Annotated in this window: 14 protein-coding genes and 1 pseudogene; 7 read left to right on the forward strand and 8 right to left on the reverse strand. The window is 70.1% G+C overall.

From position 1 onward, the window contains the following. Positions 1–40: 40 nt before the first annotated feature. The 3 genes from QE388_RS00965 to QE388_RS00975 all read right to left on the reverse strand — a co-directional run bounded on the left by QE388_RS00965 (position 41) and on the right by QE388_RS00975 (position 1,662). A complete protein-coding gene (locus QE388_RS00965; protein ID WP_013583637.1) occupies positions 41–361 on the reverse strand; it encodes a WhiB family transcriptional regulator in 321 nt (106 codons plus the stop codon). A 144-nt stretch (positions 362–505) separates the two neighbouring features. Beyond that, on the reverse strand, positions 506–883 hold the full coding sequence (locus QE388_RS00970; RefSeq protein ID WP_307382253.1) for a hypothetical protein: 378 nt from the start codon (positions 881–883) through the stop codon (positions 506–508). Next, complete coding sequence (locus tag QE388_RS00975) at positions 847–1,662, reverse strand: type I phosphomannose isomerase catalytic subunit (protein WP_307382256.1); 816 nt, start codon at positions 1,660–1,662, stop codon at positions 847–849. Before QE388_RS00975 ends, QE388_RS00970 begins: the two co-directional genes overlap by 37 nt. A gap of 62 nt (positions 1,663–1,724) precedes the next feature. On the opposite strand from QE388_RS00975, the gene QE388_RS00980 reads away from it, so the two are divergent. The 4 genes from QE388_RS00980 to QE388_RS00995 are packed head-to-tail and all read left to right on the forward strand — an operon-like array spanning position 1,725 to position 7,370. After that, positions 1,725–3,125, forward strand: coding sequence for an O-antigen ligase (locus tag QE388_RS00980; RefSeq protein WP_307382258.1), 1,401 nt, complete (start codon positions 1,725–1,727; stop codon positions 3,123–3,125). Beyond that, positions 3,122–4,438 (forward strand): O-antigen ligase family protein, encoded by a 1,317-nt coding sequence (locus QE388_RS00985; RefSeq protein WP_307382261.1) that lies wholly within the window; start codon positions 3,122–3,124, stop codon positions 4,436–4,438. Before QE388_RS00980 ends, QE388_RS00985 begins: the two co-directional genes overlap by 4 nt. 50 nt (positions 4,439–4,488) lie before the next feature. Then, positions 4,489–6,402 carry a glycosyltransferase gene (locus QE388_RS00990; protein ID WP_275798249.1) on the forward strand — a complete coding sequence of 638 codons (1,914 nt, stop codon included), beginning with the start codon at positions 4,489–4,491 and terminating at the stop codon, positions 6,400–6,402. A gap of 2 nt (positions 6,403–6,404) precedes the next feature. Then, the gene (locus tag QE388_RS00995; protein ID WP_307387028.1) at positions 6,405–7,370 is read left to right on the forward strand and encodes a glycosyltransferase family 2 protein; all 966 of its coding nucleotides are present in this window, start codon (positions 6,405–6,407) and stop codon (positions 7,368–7,370) included. Positions 7,371–7,404: 34 nt separating this feature from the next. On the opposite strand, the gene QE388_RS01000 is transcribed toward QE388_RS00995, so the two are convergent. From QE388_RS01000 to glf, 4 genes are read right to left on the reverse strand one after another with little or no spacing between them, the layout of a single operon-like run. Further along, positions 7,405–8,145 carry an ABC transporter ATP-binding protein gene (locus tag QE388_RS01000; RefSeq protein ID WP_307382264.1) on the reverse strand — a complete coding sequence of 247 codons (741 nt, stop codon included), beginning with the start codon at positions 8,143–8,145 and terminating at the stop codon, positions 7,405–7,407. Then, entirely contained in the window at positions 8,145–8,936 is a 792-nt protein-coding gene (locus QE388_RS01005; RefSeq protein WP_275798253.1) for an ABC transporter permease, read from the reverse strand. Before QE388_RS01005 ends, QE388_RS01000 begins: the two co-directional genes overlap by 1 nt. Before the next feature lie 22 nt (positions 8,937–8,958). Then, entirely contained in the window at positions 8,959–10,992 is a 2,034-nt protein-coding gene (locus QE388_RS01010) for an acyltransferase family protein (RefSeq protein ID WP_307382267.1), read from the reverse strand. 13 nt (positions 10,993–11,005) lie between these two features. After that, a complete protein-coding gene (gene glf / locus QE388_RS01015; RefSeq protein ID WP_307382268.1) occupies positions 11,006–12,142 on the reverse strand; it encodes a UDP-galactopyranose mutase in 1,137 nt (378 codons plus the stop codon). Between the two features lie 148 nt (positions 12,143–12,290). On the opposite strand from glf, the gene QE388_RS01020 reads away from it, so the two are divergent. Continuing rightward, entirely contained in the window at positions 12,291–14,216 is a 1,926-nt protein-coding gene (locus QE388_RS01020; protein ID WP_307382270.1) for a DUF6541 family protein, read from the forward strand. 505 nt (positions 14,217–14,721) lie between these two features. Here QE388_RS01020 and QE388_RS01025 read toward each other — a convergent pair. Further along, positions 14,722–14,955 carry a hypothetical protein gene (locus QE388_RS01025; RefSeq protein ID WP_307382272.1) on the reverse strand — a complete coding sequence of 78 codons (234 nt, stop codon included), beginning with the start codon at positions 14,953–14,955 and terminating at the stop codon, positions 14,722–14,724. Positions 14,956–14,971: 16 nt separating this feature from the next. On the opposite strand from QE388_RS01025, the pseudogene QE388_RS01030 reads away from it, so the two are divergent. Beyond that, positions 14,972–15,415: pseudogene (locus tag QE388_RS01030) on the forward strand (glycosyltransferase); the annotation flags it as partial. Then, positions 15,412–16,656 (forward strand): glycosyltransferase family 2 protein, encoded by a 1,245-nt coding sequence (locus QE388_RS01035; protein WP_307382278.1) that lies wholly within the window; start codon positions 15,412–15,414, stop codon positions 16,654–16,656. The pseudogene QE388_RS01030 and the gene QE388_RS01035, both read left to right, overlap by 4 nt. The last annotated feature ends 3 nt before the right edge of the window (positions 16,657–16,659 follow it).

Here is a 16,659-nt window from a genome sequence, read left to right on the forward strand (position 1 = left end):
GGGCGATCGCCCGGAAAGGACCGTCGCGTCGGACGACGGATCAGGCGCGGCGCTTCAGCTTGCGACGCTCGCGCTCGCTGAGACCGCCCCAGATGCCGAAGCGCTCGTCGTTCTGGAGGGCGTACTCGAGGCACTCGGACTTGACGTCGCACGAGGTGCAGATGCGCTTCGCGTCGCGCGTGGAGCCGCCCTTCTCGGGGAAGAACGCCTCGGGATCGGTCTGCGCGCAGAGCGCATCGGTCTGCCACGCGAGCGTGTTCTCTTCGACGGCGTCGATGTCGCGACGGACTCCGGGGACACCGAGGTCGACCGGATCGACGAACCAGTTGTCCGGAACACCGGACCGGTACTGCGACGTCATGTCGTCCTCCCCCACAGTCGAGCCCTCGTGACGCGGATTCGCGTACGAGTAATTACACCTGTGTCATTCGGATTGGTCAAGTCGCGGATCGTAAACCCTCAAGGCCGACCTGAACCTTCACGCGGGCCGTCGGCGTGTCGCGGCTCACTCCCCCGGCATCGCGACGAACACCTCGCCGCCGCTCACGACGAGGGGACCTTCGTCCGCCGTGGCGAGCGCCGCCTGGCCGGGCGCGAGCGCGACGCTCGTCCCGGACGCGCCGGTGACGGTCGCCTCCCCCGACACGCCCGCCGCGATCGAGACACCGCGCAGGGTGACCCGCGCCGGTGCCGCCGACGGCGCGACGTGCGCGAGGGCGAAGTCGGCGATGCCCGGGGCGAAGAGTTCGACACCGGAGTCGTCCGCTCGCGGTTCCAGGCGCGGCGGCGCCGCCGGGCGGAAGTCGACGAGGCCGAGCAGCTCGGCGACGTCGATGTGCTTGGGCGTCAGGCCTCCGCGCAGGACGTTGTCGCTCGCGGCCATGATCTCCACCCCCAGGCCCGACACGTACGCGTGCAGCACGCCGGCCGGAACGAAGATCGCCTCGCCGCGCGGCGCAGCTCGACGAGGTTCATGAGCAGAGCCACGACGATGCCGGGGTCGCCCGGGTACTCGGCGCGGAGGTGGCGGACGAGGGCCGCCTCGGCGGCGAACTCCGGGGAGATCGCCGATGCCGCGGCCTCGACGATCTGCTCGATCTGCGGCGTGCTCGCTTCGCCGAGCGCCCAGCCGATCGCCCCGCGCAGGGCCGAGGCCGGGTCGACGTCGGCGAGGCGCTGCCGGAGCACCCGGACGCCCTCGTCGTCGCCGAGAGCGTCGACGAGGCGCCGCGTCTGATCGAGGTCGCGCAAGCCGGCGAGAGCGGTGAAGGTGTCGCTGAGGGCGACGATGACCTCGGGCTTGTGGTTGTCGTCCTTGTAGTTGCGCGAGCCGGCGTCGCGCGCGACGCCCGCGGCCTCCTCGCGGGCGAAGCCCTCGACCGCCTGGTCTTTCGAGGGGTGAACCTGGATCGAGAGCGGGGAGCCCGCGGCGAGCAGCTTCAGCAGGTACGGCAGTCGCTCGGGGGCGCCGGGCGTCGTGGGAAGCCACTCGTCGAGAGTGCGCCCCGAGCCGTCGAGCACCTGAGCGGGCGAACCGGGGTGATCGCCGAACCACACCTCCGCTTCGGGGGCGCCCGTGGGGACGCGCCCCTCGAGCTCGGCGAGGAGGGTCGGGCTTCCCCAGGCGTAGTCACGGGGAGTGTTCGAGAGGGCAACCAGCACGGGCGAAAGCCTAGCGTTCCGGCCCGTCGTCGATCGGACCCGGACGGTAGCCTGAGTCCACCATGGTCATGTACACGAACCACCCGGTCTCGGCGCCGCCCTCGGCTCCCGTCCGCGAGACCACCGGGCACCTGCTGCTGCGGGCGTGGTGCGTGTTCGTCATCGTCCTCGCGCTCGGCGGTGTCGGTCTCGTCAACGCCGTGGGCCCGGTGGTCAGCACCGTGATCGTCATCGCGACGGCGGTGGTCTCGGCCGTCGTGTGGATCGTCGTCCGCCCGCCCGTGGCCTGGCGCCGACTCCCCTGGCTCGCGTTCGGGTACGTCGCGTGGGCGTTCCTCTCCGTCCTCTGGAGCGCCTGGCCCGCGGCATCCGTCCTCACTCTCCTGCTGCTCGGGATCACGACCTTCCAGGGGCTGTTCGTCGGTGCGGTCCTCACGTGGCGCGACGTCGTGCGCGCGGTGGCATCGGCGGCGAAGTGGATCGTCGGTCTGTCGCTGCTGTTCGAGCTCGCTGTCTCCGTGTTCGTGCGCGGACCGATCCTGCCGGGCTTCGCGCTGCCGGCCTCGCGCATGGACCCCATCGTCTACTGGTCGCGCGACAACCTCTTCGACGGCGGACGCATCCAGGGCATCTTCGGCAACGCGAACCTGCTGGCATCCGTGATGCTCGTGGCGATCATCGTGTTCGCGATCCGCTTCGCCGCCGGCGCTCCCCGTCGCCTGTGGCTGCTCGGCTGGATCGTGGTCGCCGGGTTCCTCTTCGTCCGCGCGGGGTCGGCGACCGCCCTCGTCTCGGCGGCCTTCGTGGCGCTGGTGCTGGCGACGGTCCTGGTGATGCGCACCGCGCGACGTCCCGGCGAGCGCACGCGGTGGTACGTCCTCTACGCCCTCGTGGGGCTCGGCGGCGGCGCGGCCCTGTGGTTCGGCCGCGACACGGTGTTCGGACTGCTGGGGCGCGGGGCCGACCTCACCGGCCGCGAGGGCATCTGGGCTGACGTGCTCGCCCGCGCGGCTGAGCGTCCGTTCACCGGCTGGGGCTTCTCGACACCCTGGATCGCCTCGGAGCCGCTCATCGACGGCTGGATCGTCGACCACGGCCAGACGGTCGTCCAGGCGCACAGCGTGTGGATCGACGTGTTCTTCCAGCTCGGCGGCGTGGGGATCGTCCTGCTCGCGCTCGTCTACCTCGCCTATCTGTGGCGCTCGTGGTTCTTCGCGATCGATCGCCCGCGGTGGGATCTGCGGGCCGATCGCCCGTACTCGCCCCTCACCCTCCTGCCGACCCTCATCGGGGCGCTTCTCGTGGTGCAGGGGCTGACCGAGTCGGGGCCGCTGCTCCTGTGGGGCTGGATGTTCGTGGTGCTCTTCGGAGCGAAGATCAAGCAGGCGCCCCTGGTCGGCGTCGGCCCCGCCGAGCAGAGCATCGCGATCGAGCGCGGCGAGCCCCAGAGCCACGGATCGTGAGGGCGGCGCCCGCCCTGCTCGCCTCGGCGGGCTTCGCGCGAGCTTTCACCCTCACGGTCTTCGCGGCCGTCTTCGGCTCGACCGCCATCCGCGGGGTGTCCGGCGACGTGACCCTCGCGACGATCGTGTTCGGATTGTGCGCCCTCGGCGTGGGAGTGCTCGTCGTTCGACGGCGCGAGATCGAACTCGTCCGCCTCGCCCCCACGACCCTCGTCCTCTTTCTGGTGTGGGCCGGCGCGAGCGTCCTCTGGAGCGCGGATCCCCTCTCGAGTCTCGGCGGGTGGGCCGAGCTGGTCGCGGTGTCGTTCCTCGCCGTGGTGATCGGGCACGTGCGCGACGCCCTGCAGACGGTGCGCGCCCTGGGAGACGTGCTCCGGTGGCTCCTCGGCGCCTCGCTCGCGCTCGAGATCCTCAGCGGCATCCTGCTCGACCTTCCGATCCCGTTCCTGGGGATCCAAGGCGACATCGCCTCGCTCGGCCCCGTACAGGGGCTGTTCGGCACGCGCAACGTGCTCGGCTTCGTCACCGTCATCGCCCTCATCACCTTCCTCGTGGAGTACCGCACGCAGTCGGTGCGCGCGGGGACGGCGATCGCCTCGGTCGTCCTGGCCGGATCGCTCGCCACGCTGAGCGGCTCGCCCACGGTGATCGCGGTGGCCGTGACCACCGGTGCCGCGACCCTCGCGCTCACGCTCGTGCGTCGCCTCTCGGCTCCTCGCCGCCCTCTCGCGCAGCTCATCCTCGGCGTCGGCGTGATCGCGGCCGTGGCGACCGGCTACGGCATGCGCGACACGTTCGTGGCAATGGCCGACGCGCGCGCCGACTTCTCGCTGCGCACCGACCTGTGGTCTCGCCTGCTGACCTACGTGGCCTACCGGCCGGTCGAGGGTTTCGGCTGGTTCGGGACGTGGTCGCCCGATTCGTTCCCGTTCGCCTCGCTCAACTTCACCCTCGGCGAGCAGCACACCTCGGCGCTCGACGCCTACCTCGACGTGCTGCTGCAGCTGGGCTGGGTGGGACTCCTGCTGTTCCTGACCCTCGGCGCCCTCGCCCTCGCCCGGGGCTGGCTGGTCGCGACCGAGAGACGCTCGATCGTGCACGCGTGGGGCCCGCTGACCCTCGTCGCGCTCCTGACCTTCTCGCTGTTCGAGAGCTTCACCCTCTCCGGCGCGGGTCTGCTCCTGCTGGTCGTCTGCGCGGTGCGGGCGGGTCAGTCGCGCTCTTGGCGCGAGAGCCTCGGACTCCGGATGCCATCGGCCTCCGCGCCGCACGAGGGGCCGGGCGTTCAGGGCCCGCCCACCGCTGCCGGGTAGACTCCGGGTCGGCCCGCCCGACGGCCTGCGCCTTCGACGAAAGACCCTTCGTGACGTACACCCTGCAGAACGCCGTGCTCCCGCTCGACCGCGACCCCGACCTTCTCCCCCTGTACGTCGACCCCGAGACGTGGTCGACGATCGATGAGGAGCCGGTGCGCGTGACCAACGTCGCCCAGTTGAGCAACGTGCTCGACCGCCACCGCGCCCGCATCGTGGCGGGGCGCCGCGTCTCGTTCGGCACGTACTTCAACGCTTTCCCCGCGTCGTACTGGCAGCACTGGACCGCGGTCCGCCGGGTGCGCCTGACCGTGCACACCTCGGGTGACGCGACGATCCTCGTCTACCGCTCGAACGGAGCCGGGACGAAGCAGCGCATCGAGACCCGTGAGGTCCGCGGTGATTCCGCCGAGACCGCGTTCGAGCTCGTCCTCGACCAGTACAGCGACGGGGGCTGGATCTGGTTCGACGTCGCCGCCGACCGCTCGGACGCGATGTTCGAGGGCGCGACGTGGACGACCGACGAAGAGCCGGTGCGCGCGGGCAAGGCCAGCATCGGCATCACGACATACAACAAGCCCGACTACTGCGTGAACACGCTGCAGGCCCTCGCCGACGCCCCCGACGTGCTCGACGTCGTGGACCGCGTGTTCCTCATCGATCAGGGCACCGACCTCGTGGCCGACCAGGCCGCGTACCCCGAGGTCGCGTCGCGCCTGGGCGAGACCCTCCAGGTGATCCGTCAGCCGAACCTCGGCGGTTCGGGCGGCTTCGCGCGCGCCATGACCGAGACCCTGCAGCGCCCCGAGAGCGACTTCGTCCAGCTGCTCGACGACGACGTCCGCATCGAGCCCGAGTCGATCCGCCGGTCGGTCGTCTTCGGGCGCTACGCCTCGGTCCCCACGATCGTCGGCGCGCACATGTTCGATCTGCTCGACCGCCCCAAGCTCCACGCCTGGGCCGAGGTCGTCGACGACGCGCCCTTCATGTGGCGGGCGCTGTACCAGGAGCGCCTCCCCCACGACTTCAGCGTCGCGAACCTCCGCCAGAGCCCGATCCTGCACATGCGGCTCGACGCCGATTACAACGGCTGGTGGATGTGCCTCATCCCCACCAGCATCCTGCGCGAGATCGGTCTGTCGCTCCCGGCGTTCATCAAGTGGGACGACGCCGAGTTCTGCCTGCGGGCTCGGGATGCCGGCTACCCGACGGTGTCGATGCCCGGTGTCGCGCTGTGGCACGTCTCGTGGGTCGGCAAGGACGACTCGATCGACTGGCAGGCGTACTTCCACGCCCGCAACCGCATCGTCTCGGCTCTCCTGCACTCGCGCTCACCGCAGGGCGGCACGCTCATCCGGCACAGTCGACGCCTCGACCTCAAGCACCTCATGATGATGCAGTACTACCCGGTCGAGCTCCGTCATCGGGCGCTCCGCGACGTGCTGTCCGGCCCCGCGCACATGCGCCGCGGTCTCGCGACCGCGATGCCCGAAGCACGGGCCATCGCCAAGAAGCACCCCGAGACGATCATCCACAAGGACTCCGGAGTGCCGCTGCGCTCGCGCCGCGGACGCCAGGTGTTCCGTCGCCTCAAGCGCCACGAGTTCGACAGCCCCACGGGCGTGCGGCTGCGCGTCTTCACGCTGCGCACGCTGCTCTCGCACTGGTTCCACACCCCGCGTCCCGAGAACGTCGCGCAGCCCGAGGTCGAGTTCGGCAAGGGCGACGCCCACTGGTGGCGGGTGCCGCACTACGACAGCGCCCTCGTCAGCGCCGCCGACGGGTCGGGACAGAACATCTACACGCGCGACCGGGCGCAGTACCGGCGGATGCTGCGCGAGAGCCTGCGTCTGCACCGTCGCCTGCAGCGTGAGTGGCCGCGCCTGTCCGAGCAGTACCGTCGGGCGCTGCCCGACCTGGTGTCCGAGGCGCAGTGGCGCGCAACCTTCGAGGAGCGTTCGTGAGCATGGCATCCTTCGATCCGAAGACCGCGACCATCGTCGTCGTCACCTACAACCGCACGCACCTGTTGACGCGTCTGCTCGAGAGCATCGAGCGCATGGACCCCGCCCCGGGACACCTCGTCGTGATCGACAACGCCTCGACCGACGACACGACCGAGGTCGTCGAGTCGTTCCGCGATCGCCTGCCCACCGAGCTGGTCTACCGCCGCCTCGAGACGAACACGGGCGGCTCCGGCGGATTCAGCGAGGGGATGCGCGTCGCCTACGAACTCGGGTCCGAGTGGATCTGGCTCATGGACGACGACGTCGAGGTGGTCTCGGACGGCCTCGCCCGCATGGGCCACTGGACGCCGCGGTTCCGGAGCATCCAGGGTCGGCGCTACGACTACGACGGCAGCGAGTTCTACTGGCAGTACCGCGTCGCCGAGTCGATGGCGATCCCGATCCCCTTCGCTCCGGCCGGATTCGACGACTCCGGCTTCAAGCCGATGAACTCCGGATGCTTCGAGGGCATGTTCATCCACCGCGACATCGTCGCGAAGATCGGCCTGCCCGACCCCCGCTTCTTCATCTACTGGGACGACCAGCTCTACGGCTGGCTCGCCTCCCGTCAGACGCCGTCGGTCATCGTGAACGAGTTCGTGCTGCGCCGCACCCGCGAGATCAAGCAGTGGGACATGGGCATCCGGCACATGAACGCCTCGAGCGACGCGTACCGGTACTACATCATGCGCAACAGGGCATACCTGCAGAAGTACTACCGCGAGCTCGGGGTCTACCAGCCCCTCCCCTTCTCGGCCGGCACCGCGTTGACGTTCGTGAAGGAGCTGATCCGCCTGGTCATCGTGGAGCGCAAGGTCCGCGGAACGAGCCACCTGTTCCGCGGGCTGCGCGACGGCCGCCGGATCCTGCGTGACACGTCGTGGACGCCGATGCCGCCGCTGGAGCGCGCTCAGCCCGTCGGCTGACGCCGCTCGCGCGACGGCCGCCTGCCCGGGCGGCTCAGCGCGTGGCGTAGTCCTCGTTGTAGCGGTCGAGCACCTCGGCGATCGGCGCGTCGAGCTGCAGCCGCCCGCCGTCGAGATACAGGCCGCGACGGCAGAAGCGCCGCAGGTCTTTCTCGTTGTGGCTGACGAAGAAGAGCGTGCGCCCCTCGGCGAGGAGTTCGTCGATACGGCGGTAGCACTTCTCGCGGAACGCGCGGTCTCCCACGGCGAGCACCTCGTCCACGAGAAGGATTGGCTCGTCCAGCTGCGACACGACCGAGAACGCCAGCCGCACCTTCATACCGTTTGACAGGTGCTTGTACGGGGTGTCGACGAAGTCGCCGATCTCGGCGAAGGCGATCATGTCGTCGAAGCGGCGTGCGACCTCGGCGCGTGGCATCCCGTGCAGTCCGGCGGTCAGGCGGACGTTCTCGCGGACCGTGAGGTCGCCGACGAACCCGCCCGTGATCTCGATGAGCGGGGCGACTCCGCCGTCGACCTCGACGCCGCCCTCGTCGGGGAGGAGGACACCGGCGACGAGCTTGAGCAGCGTCGACTTCCCCTGGCCGTTGCGGCCGACCACGCCGATGGACTCCCCGGGCTCCACGCGGAACGACACGTCGCGCAACGCCCAGAACTCGTCGGGCCGGGAGCGCCGCTCCGCGCCGCCGAACAGATCTTTGAGGCTGCGGGTGCCGCGGCGATTGCGGCGGAACCGCACGCCGAGCCCGTGCACATCGATCGCGGGGCCGACCATCACAGCTCCTTCAGCACGGGACGTTCGAGGCGAGGGAACACCAGCAGCCCCAGTCCCAGGATGCCGAGGCTCACCGCCGCCCCCACGAGCACCGTCATCGTGTCCCACTGATCGGGGAAGAAACCGACGCGGTAGAGGGTGAAGATACCCGCGAGCGGGTTGAACGCCGCGATATCGGCGAAGACACCCGGGAGGTTGCCGACGCCGTAGATGATCGGCGAGGCGTAGAACAGGGCGCGCAGCACGAGACGCGTGGTCCGCTCGAGGTCGCCGAACATCACGCACAGCGGAGCGACGATCAGGCCGAGCCCGACGAGGAGGACCGTCTGCAGGATCACCGCGAGGGGGAAGGCGAGGAGCGCCCACGACACCTGAGCCCCGCCGAAGACCGCGAACAGCACGAGCACGGGGAGGGAGAACAGGAACTCGATGCCCTTGCTCACCACGATGCGGTTGACCCAGATCCAGCGCGGGATCGAGGTCGAGCGCACGAGACGGGCGTCCTTCTTGAACGCTTTCGTGAAATCGGTGACCGCGGAGTTGAACCACACCCAGGGCAGCAGCGCCGTGATGAGGAAGACGATGTACGGGTCCTCACCCACCGAGCGGTGGAACACCTGGGTGAACACGAACCAGTAGATGCCGCTCATCACGAGCGGATCGAGCACCGACCACAGGTACCCCAGAGCGCTGGTGGAGTAGCGCACGCGCAGGTCGCGCGACGACAGCAGCCACAGCGAGTGGAGGGAGCGCCGCGCCGAACCGGGGGCGCCGACGGTGGCGGGGGTCACCCGAGAATCCTATGTGCGAGCGTCATCCGAGGCTGGGGGGAAGCTGCTCGGCCAGCAGGGGCGCGAGGGTCGCGGCGTACGTGCGCGACAGGTGGTTGTCGTCTCGGTACAGTGCGACGTTGCCCACGACGCCGACGCACACGTCATCGGGGCAGATCCACGGGGTGAGGTCGACGAGCTGGACCCCCGCACGATCGAGCACGACGGCCGGATTGTCGTCGGCGAGCGAGCCCGCGCGCGGCACGGCACACTCCACAGGATCGGCCGCCTCGGCGACGCAGCTGTACATGTCGAACCCGAACCGCGGGTTGTCCCGGATGCCGAGGACGTCGATGCCGGCGTCGCCCATGCGATCGAGGAAGCGGTCGATGCCGGGGCGGAGCGCCTCGTCGGCCTCGCCGTGGTCCGATCGCGTCACGACGGTCACGACGGCATCCGGTCGCATCCGTTCGACGTGGTCGACCGCAGCCTCTCGCCACGCGTCGCACGTCGGGTCCATTCCCGGTTCGTCGAGCCCCATCGAGCAGCCGCCCTTGACGAGCATGACCACGCCCCACCCGTTCTGCTCCGCGAGGGGCGCGAGGGCCGCGGTGATCTGCTGCGAGTGAGAGTCGCCGACGACGACGATCGTCCGTCCGGCGCGGGCCGTGTGCGTGGTCTCGTTGCACGTGCCGATCAGGATCTCCGCCGTCGGCACGCGATCGCCGGTGCAGGGGCGGTCGAGTTGCATCCACTCGTCCTCGAGAGCGGCGGGCATCGGGAGCAGGACCGCGTCGGCAGGCGGCTCGGGCAGCGTGGGATCGTGCAGCACGGCCGCACCCGGGTTGGAGATGGCCGCGCGCGCCGCGACGGCCCGCGCCTCGAGCTCGCTCGAGACCTGCCACGCGGTCACGGGCACCACGACCACCGCCGCGGCGACGACCACCACCGCGATGGGGACGAGCCGGGAGGGGTCGCTTCTCCTCCACGCGCGGACGGGGGTGTCGACCGCCGCGGTCAACGCCCGGGCGAGGGCGAGCGAGAGCACGATGACGAGCGTTCCCCCGACGATCCCGGCGCCTTCCCTGCCCGTCACGACGAGGAAGGTGACGAGGATCGGCCAGTGCACCAGGTAGAGGGCGTAGGCGTCGCGACCGAGGAACCGCAGGGGACGGGATGCCAGCAACCGCGCCGGTCCCCCGGAGGCCACGCCGCTTCCCGAGACGACGATCGCGGCCGCGCACAGCACCGGCCAGAGTGCGAGGAAGCCGGGGAACCCGCCCTGCACGTCGACGACGAGACCGAGGACCAGGAGTCCGAACAGCCCCGCCCACCCGAGCAGCGCGCGGATCACCGGCCCCGGGCGCACGTGCGGCAGCACGACGACGAGGAGCGAGCCCGCGGCGAACTCCCACAGGCGCGCGCCCGTGTCGAAGTAGGCACTCTGCTGCTCCGCCGCCGTCCGGACGATCGCGTACGACAGCGAGAGAGCGAACACCACGGTGAAGACGACGCCGACGACGCGGTCCGGCGACAGGCGGAAGCGGCGGACGATCGCCTGGCACACGGCGAGAAGGATGACCCAGAGCACGAACGCCTGCCCCTGCACCGACATCGACCAGAAGTGCTGGAGCGGACTCGGCACCTCCGTCCGTGCGTAGTAGTCGACGGCATCCGCCGCCAACAGGGCGTTCTGCATGTAGAGGAGCGACGCCCAGGTCTGCTCCCAGATCGCGCGCCACGTGGCCGGCGGGAAGAACGTCCAGGCGAGGGCGAGGACGCCCACCAGCGTCACTGCTGCCGCGGGCAGCAACCGGCGGAAGATGCCGATGAGGTGCGCGACCGGACGAACGGGTGTCGGTCCGTCCATCCGACGCACGAAGCCGCGGGTGAGGAAGAACGCCGACAGCATGAGGAAGACGTCGACGCCGCCCGAGACCCGGCCGATCCACACGTGGTAGGTCACGACGAGCAGGATCGCGACGGCGCGCAGGCCGTCGATGTCGGGGCGATACGCCCAGCGCCCCTCGTCCGCCCGGTCAGCGCTCGCCGACCGGACCTCGGACCCGTGGGTCATACGCACGGAGGCGTCACGCGAGCTGGTTGTTCCACATCGACAGGGCGGAACCGATGGCCATGTGCATGTCGAGGTACTGGTACGTGCCGAGGCGACCACCGAAGTGCACGTCGCGCTCGCCCTTGGCCAGCTCGCGGTACGCCAGCAGACCGGCACGGTCGTCGGCGGTGTTCACCGGGTAGTACGGCTCGTCCGCGCGGGTCGCGAAGCGGGAGTACTCGCGCACCACGACCGTCTTGTCGGTCGGGTAGCGGTCGGCACGCTCGGGGTGGAAGTGCTTGAACTCGTGGATGCGCGTGTACGGCACATCGGCGTCGGCGTAGTTCATCACGCTCGTGCCCTGGAAATCGCCGATCGGCAGGACCTCCTGCTCGAAGTCGAGCGTGCGCCACGACAGCTCGCCCTCGGCGTAGTCGAAGTACCGGTCGACCGGGCCGGTGTACACGACGGGCACCTGGCCGACGGTGGCCTTCTTGTTCAGCGGCTGCGACTCGTCGAAGTAATCCGTCGACAGCTTCACCTCGATGTTCGGGTGGTCGGCCATCCGCTCCAGCCACGCGGTGTACCCATCGACCGGGAGACCCTCCCACGTGTCGTTGAAGTACCGGTTGTCGTACGTGTACCGAACGGGCAGACGAGAGATCACCTCGGCCGGCAGATCCTTCGGGTCGGTCTGCCACTGCTTCGCCGTGTAATCGCGGATGAACGCCTCGTACAGCGGGCGTCCGATGAGGGCGATCCCCTTCTCCTCGAGGTTCGCGGCATCCTTCGCATCGAACTCGCCCGCGAGCTCCTGAACGAGCGCCTTCGCCTGATCGGGGGTGTACGCGGCCTGGAAGAACTGGTTGATCGTGCCGAGGTTGATCGGCAGCGGGAACACCACACCCTTGTGCGTCGTGTAGACGCGGTGGACGTAGGAGGTGAAATCCGTGAAGCGGTTGACGTACTCCCACACCGTCGGGTTGGACGTGTGGAACAGATGCGCCCCGTACCGGTGGACCTCGATCCCCGTCTCGGGCTCGTCCTCGGAGTAGGCGTTGCCACCGATGTGGGCGCGACGGTCGATCACCGTGACGCGGCGGCCCGCGGCTGCGGCGCGCTCGGCGATGGTGAGGCCGAAGAAGCCGGAGCCAACGATAAGGAGGTCCATGAAGTGGTGCGTCTTTCGTGTCGCGGACGCGCGGAGAGCCCTCCCGCGCGCATCCAGTCTAAAGGGGCACCCCGCCGCGGCCTTCAGGGGCGGGTCAGCGACCGTCCGTTAGCATGGCTGACTGTCGTCCAGCGAGAAATGGGAGTGCATGAGCGATTCCTGGTGGGTGATCGTGATGCCTCTGATCATCTCGGTCCTCGCTCTCGTCGTCCCCGGAATCGTGGTCCTCGCCGCGGGATGGGGCGTGCCGCGACTCCCGGTGCTCGCGCTCTCCCCCGTCGTGTCGATCGCCGTGCTCTCGGTCGCCGCGATCGCCGCCCCCCTTGCGGGCCTGTCGTGGTCGCTCCTTCCCGTCGCGATCGTCACGATCGTCGCCGCTGCGGCCGCCTTCGGACTGCGCCGCTGGGTCGGTCGCGAGACGGATCCGTCGACCTCCGCCCGGACGGCGCTGTGGGGCGGCCTGTCACTGGTCGTCGCGGGCGTCGTCATCGCCGCGCAGCTGGCCTGGACCTTCGGCGGCCCCGCGCACATCTCCCAGACCTTCGACGCGATCGTGCACCTGAACACGGTGGCCTTCGCCGTCGACTCCGGCAACGCCTCGGCTTTCCATATCGGTCTCACCTCTGACATCGGCTTCTACCCGAACGGCTGGCACACCGTCGCCGCGCTGGCCGCGCAGGTGACGGGGGCCTCGATCCCCGTGGCCGTCAACGCCGCGAACATCGCGCTCGCGGCCGTCGCCTGGCCGCTTTCGGTCGTGGCGCTCAGCGTCGTCCTGCTGTCCGAGCGCACGGCCGTGGTCGTCAGTGCCGCGGCCCTGTCGACCGGCTTCGGCGCCTTCCCGCTCCTCTTGATGTACTTCGGCGTCCTCTATCCGAACGCCATGGGCTACGCCGTCCTGCCGGGCGGCGTCGCCGTCGTCGTCCTCCTTCTGCGGGCGACCGGCCTCGCCGCGCGCGTGCGCGCCGCAGTCCTTGTGCTCGTCTCCGCCGCGGGCGTGGGCCTCGCCCACCCCAACGCCTTCCTGTCGATGGCCGCGCTCGGCGCCGCTGTCGTCGTGGTCGAGCTGATCGGCCGGGCCGTGCGGCATCCGTCCCGCCGACGCTGGTGGTGCACCACCGCGGTCCTGCTCTCCCTCACCGTCGTGCTCGGCGTGCTGTGGCGCGTCATGCGCACCAATGCCGCGATGTCCGGCTGGGCCCCGTGGCAGACCACGGCGCGCGCCCTCGGAGAAGCGCTGCTGCTCTCCCCCGGCGGGTACACCATCACCGTCACGATCTCGGTGATGATCGCCGTGGGCGTGTTCCGCATCGTCCGCCAGCCCCGCCTGCTCGTGGTGGCCACACCGATGATCGTGGCGACGATCCTCTTCATCGTGGCCTCCGGGACGGCCGCCGGCAACGCGCTGCGCGAGTTCCTCACCAACCCCTGGTACAACGACTCGTACCGCCTCGCCGCGCTGCTGCCGGCCGCCGGGATACCGGTCGCCGTCCTCGGCGCGGTGACGATCGCGGATGCCGCATCCCGCGCCCTCACCCGCGCTCGCGCCGGACGCTTCGTACGCGTCGCGGTGGCCGCGTTCGGCGTCCTGGCGGTGTTCTCGGTCGGGGTGAGCCCGAACATCCTGCGCACCGCCGCGGACGCGCGCGCCGCCTACGACCTCGGTGCCACGTCCCCCCTGCTCACCGCCGACGAGGAGGCGCTGCTGGAGCGCCTCTCCGAGACGACCCCCGCCGACGCGGTGATCGCGGGCAGCCCGTGGACCGGAGCCTCGCTCGCCTACGCGATCGGCGACCGCGAGGTACTGCGCAAGCACGTATTCGGCGCGATCGGCGCCGACGAGCAGTACCTCGACAACCGGTTGAGCTCGATCGACTCCGACCCGCGTGTGTGCGAGGCCGTCGACCGTCTCGGGGTGGACTACGTGCTCGACTTCGGTGCCCAGAACGTCTGGAACAACCCCGGGGTCGGTCTCGATCGCCAGGGCCTGTACAACCTCACCCCGTCCGAGCACCTCGTTCTCGTGGACTCACAGGGCCCGTCGGCGCGCCTGTTCAAGATCGAAGGGTGCTGACGTGTCCCGCGAGAGCCGCATCGCCGTCGCGTACGACTGCCTCTTCCCCTACTCTACGGGGGGTGGCGAGCGGCAGTACCGCGCGCAGGCCGACGAGCTCGGGCGCCGCGGACTCGAGGTCGACTACCTCACCTCCGTCCAGTGGGACGGTCCGACACCGACCGAGGAGCACTTCCGCATCCGGCCCCTCACGGGCCGCCTGAACCTCTACTCCCCCGGCGGGGTCCGACGGATCCCGGCGGCCCTGCGCTACGCCGCCGCGCTGTTCCGCGCGCTCGTTCGCCGCCGTCGTCGCTACACCGCGGTGATCGTGAGCGGCCTGCCGATCTTCAACGTCTTCGCGGCGCGTCTCGCCCTGCTCGGCTCGGGTACGCGCATCGTCGTGGACTACCTCGAGGTCTGGCACCGGCGGCAGTGGGTCGAGTACTCGGGCATGGTCACCGGAACGATCGCGTGGATCCTGCAGCGCGCGGCGATCGCGATCACTCCGCTCGCCACCTGCCACTCACAACTCACCGCGACGCGGCTTCGCGGCGAGGGCCTGCGCCGAGAACCGCTCGTCAGCCCCGGGCTCATCGACGACGCCGTCGAGGTCGAGACCCCCGGCCCCGCGGCACACCCTCCCTACGTCCTCTACGTGGGCCGCCACATCCCCGACAAGCAGGTCGAGGTCATTCCCGCCGCGGTCGCCGCCGCGCGCGAGAGCCTCGCCGACCTCCGCCTGGTGATCCTCGGTCACCGGCCCGAGCTCCGACGCCGTGCGCGCCGAGGTGCGCAGGGTCGGCGGAGAGGAGTGGACCGAGTTCCCCGGATTCGTCTCGGATGCCGAGCTCGACACGCTCCTGCACGGAGCACTCGCGCTCGTGCACCCGTCGCGCCGCGAGGGCTTCGGTCTCGTCGTCGTCGAGGCCAACGCCCACGGCACCCCGGTGGTCCTCGTCGCGCACGAGGGCAACGCCGCCACCGAGCTCATCGACGAGGGCGTCAATGGCGTCGTCGCCGCGACCACCCGCCCCGACGATCTCGCCCGCGCCATCCGGGCCGTCGCCGACGGGGGTGACGACCTCCGCCGCACCGCGCGCGCCTGGTACGACACCGCCGTCCGCACCCGCACCATCCGCCGCACCGTGGAGGGCATCGCATCGGCACTCGCGTTGCCGAACCGCTCCACGGTGAAGACGAAAGAAGACACGCCTTGACCAGTCCCGTACCAACCGATCCCGCCTCGAGCGATCCCGCCTCGAGCGGTTCCGCCTCGAGCGACGGCGTCGAGCTGACGATCCTCATGCCCTGCCTCAACGAGGCGGAGACCCTCGAGGTGTGCATCCGCAAGGCGCAGGGGTTCCTCGCGCGCAGCGGCATCCGCGGTGAGGTCCTCATCTCGGACAACGGCAGCACCGATGGATCGCAGGCCATCGCCGAGCGGCTCGGCGCCCGCGTCTCGCACGCCCCGCGGCGCGGCTACGGAGCCGCGCTCATCAACGGCATCGAGACGGCCCGTGGCCGGTTCGTGATCATGGCCGACGCCGACGACAGCTACGACTTCGAGAACCTCGAGCCCTTCGTCGAGCGCCTGCGCGCCGGTGCCGATCTGGTCATGGGCAACCGCTTCCGCGGGGGCATCGCCCCCGGCGCCATGCCGCCGCTGCACAAGTACCTCGGAAACCCGGTGCTGTCCTTCATCGGAGAGCTGTTCTTCCGTCCCGGCATCCGCGACTTCCACTGCGGTCTGCGCGGTTTCAACCGCGCGCGCATCCGCGACCTCGACCTCCAGACGACCGGCATGGAGTTCGCCTCCGAGATGGTCGTGCGCGCCTCGCTCGCGCGGTACCGCATCGAAGAAGTCCCGACGACGCTGAAGAAGGACGGACGCTCGCGCCCGCCGCACCTGCGCAGCTGGCACGACGGCTGGCGCCACCTCCGGTTCCTGCTGCTGTTCGCCCCGCGGTGGCTGTTCGTCTACCCCGGGCTCGTCGCATTCTTCCTGGGCGCGATCGCCGTCGCCGTGCTCTCGTTCGGCGGTGTCGAGATCGCCGGGGTCGGGTTCGACGTCACGACGATGGTCTACGCCAGCGCCCTGTGCGTGATCGGCTTCCAATCCCTGTTGTTCTTCTGGCTGACCAAGCTGTACGCCACGCAAGAGGGGTTCCTCCCGACGAGCGAACGGTACCGACGCATCGTCGCGAAGTGGTCCGCCGAGCGCGGTCTGCTCATCGGGGTCGGGCTCTTCCTCCTCGGCGTCGTCATCGGCATCGTGCAGGTGACGCTGTGGGGAAGCCTCGACTTCGGGCAGCAGAACGCCGCACAGGCGGTGCGCATCGCGGTGCCGAGTGCGCTGACGATCATCCTCGGATTCCAGACCGTGATGATGAGCTTCTTCTCGGGCGTCCTCACCACACCGCGACGCGAGCAGCGGCCCGAAGCCGTCATCGAGAGCTGAGAA

Origin of the sequence: Microbacterium sp. SORGH_AS_0969 (assembly GCF_030818255.1) — a bacterium.
Taxonomy (GTDB): Bacteria; Actinomycetota; Actinomycetes; order Actinomycetales; family Microbacteriaceae; genus Microbacterium.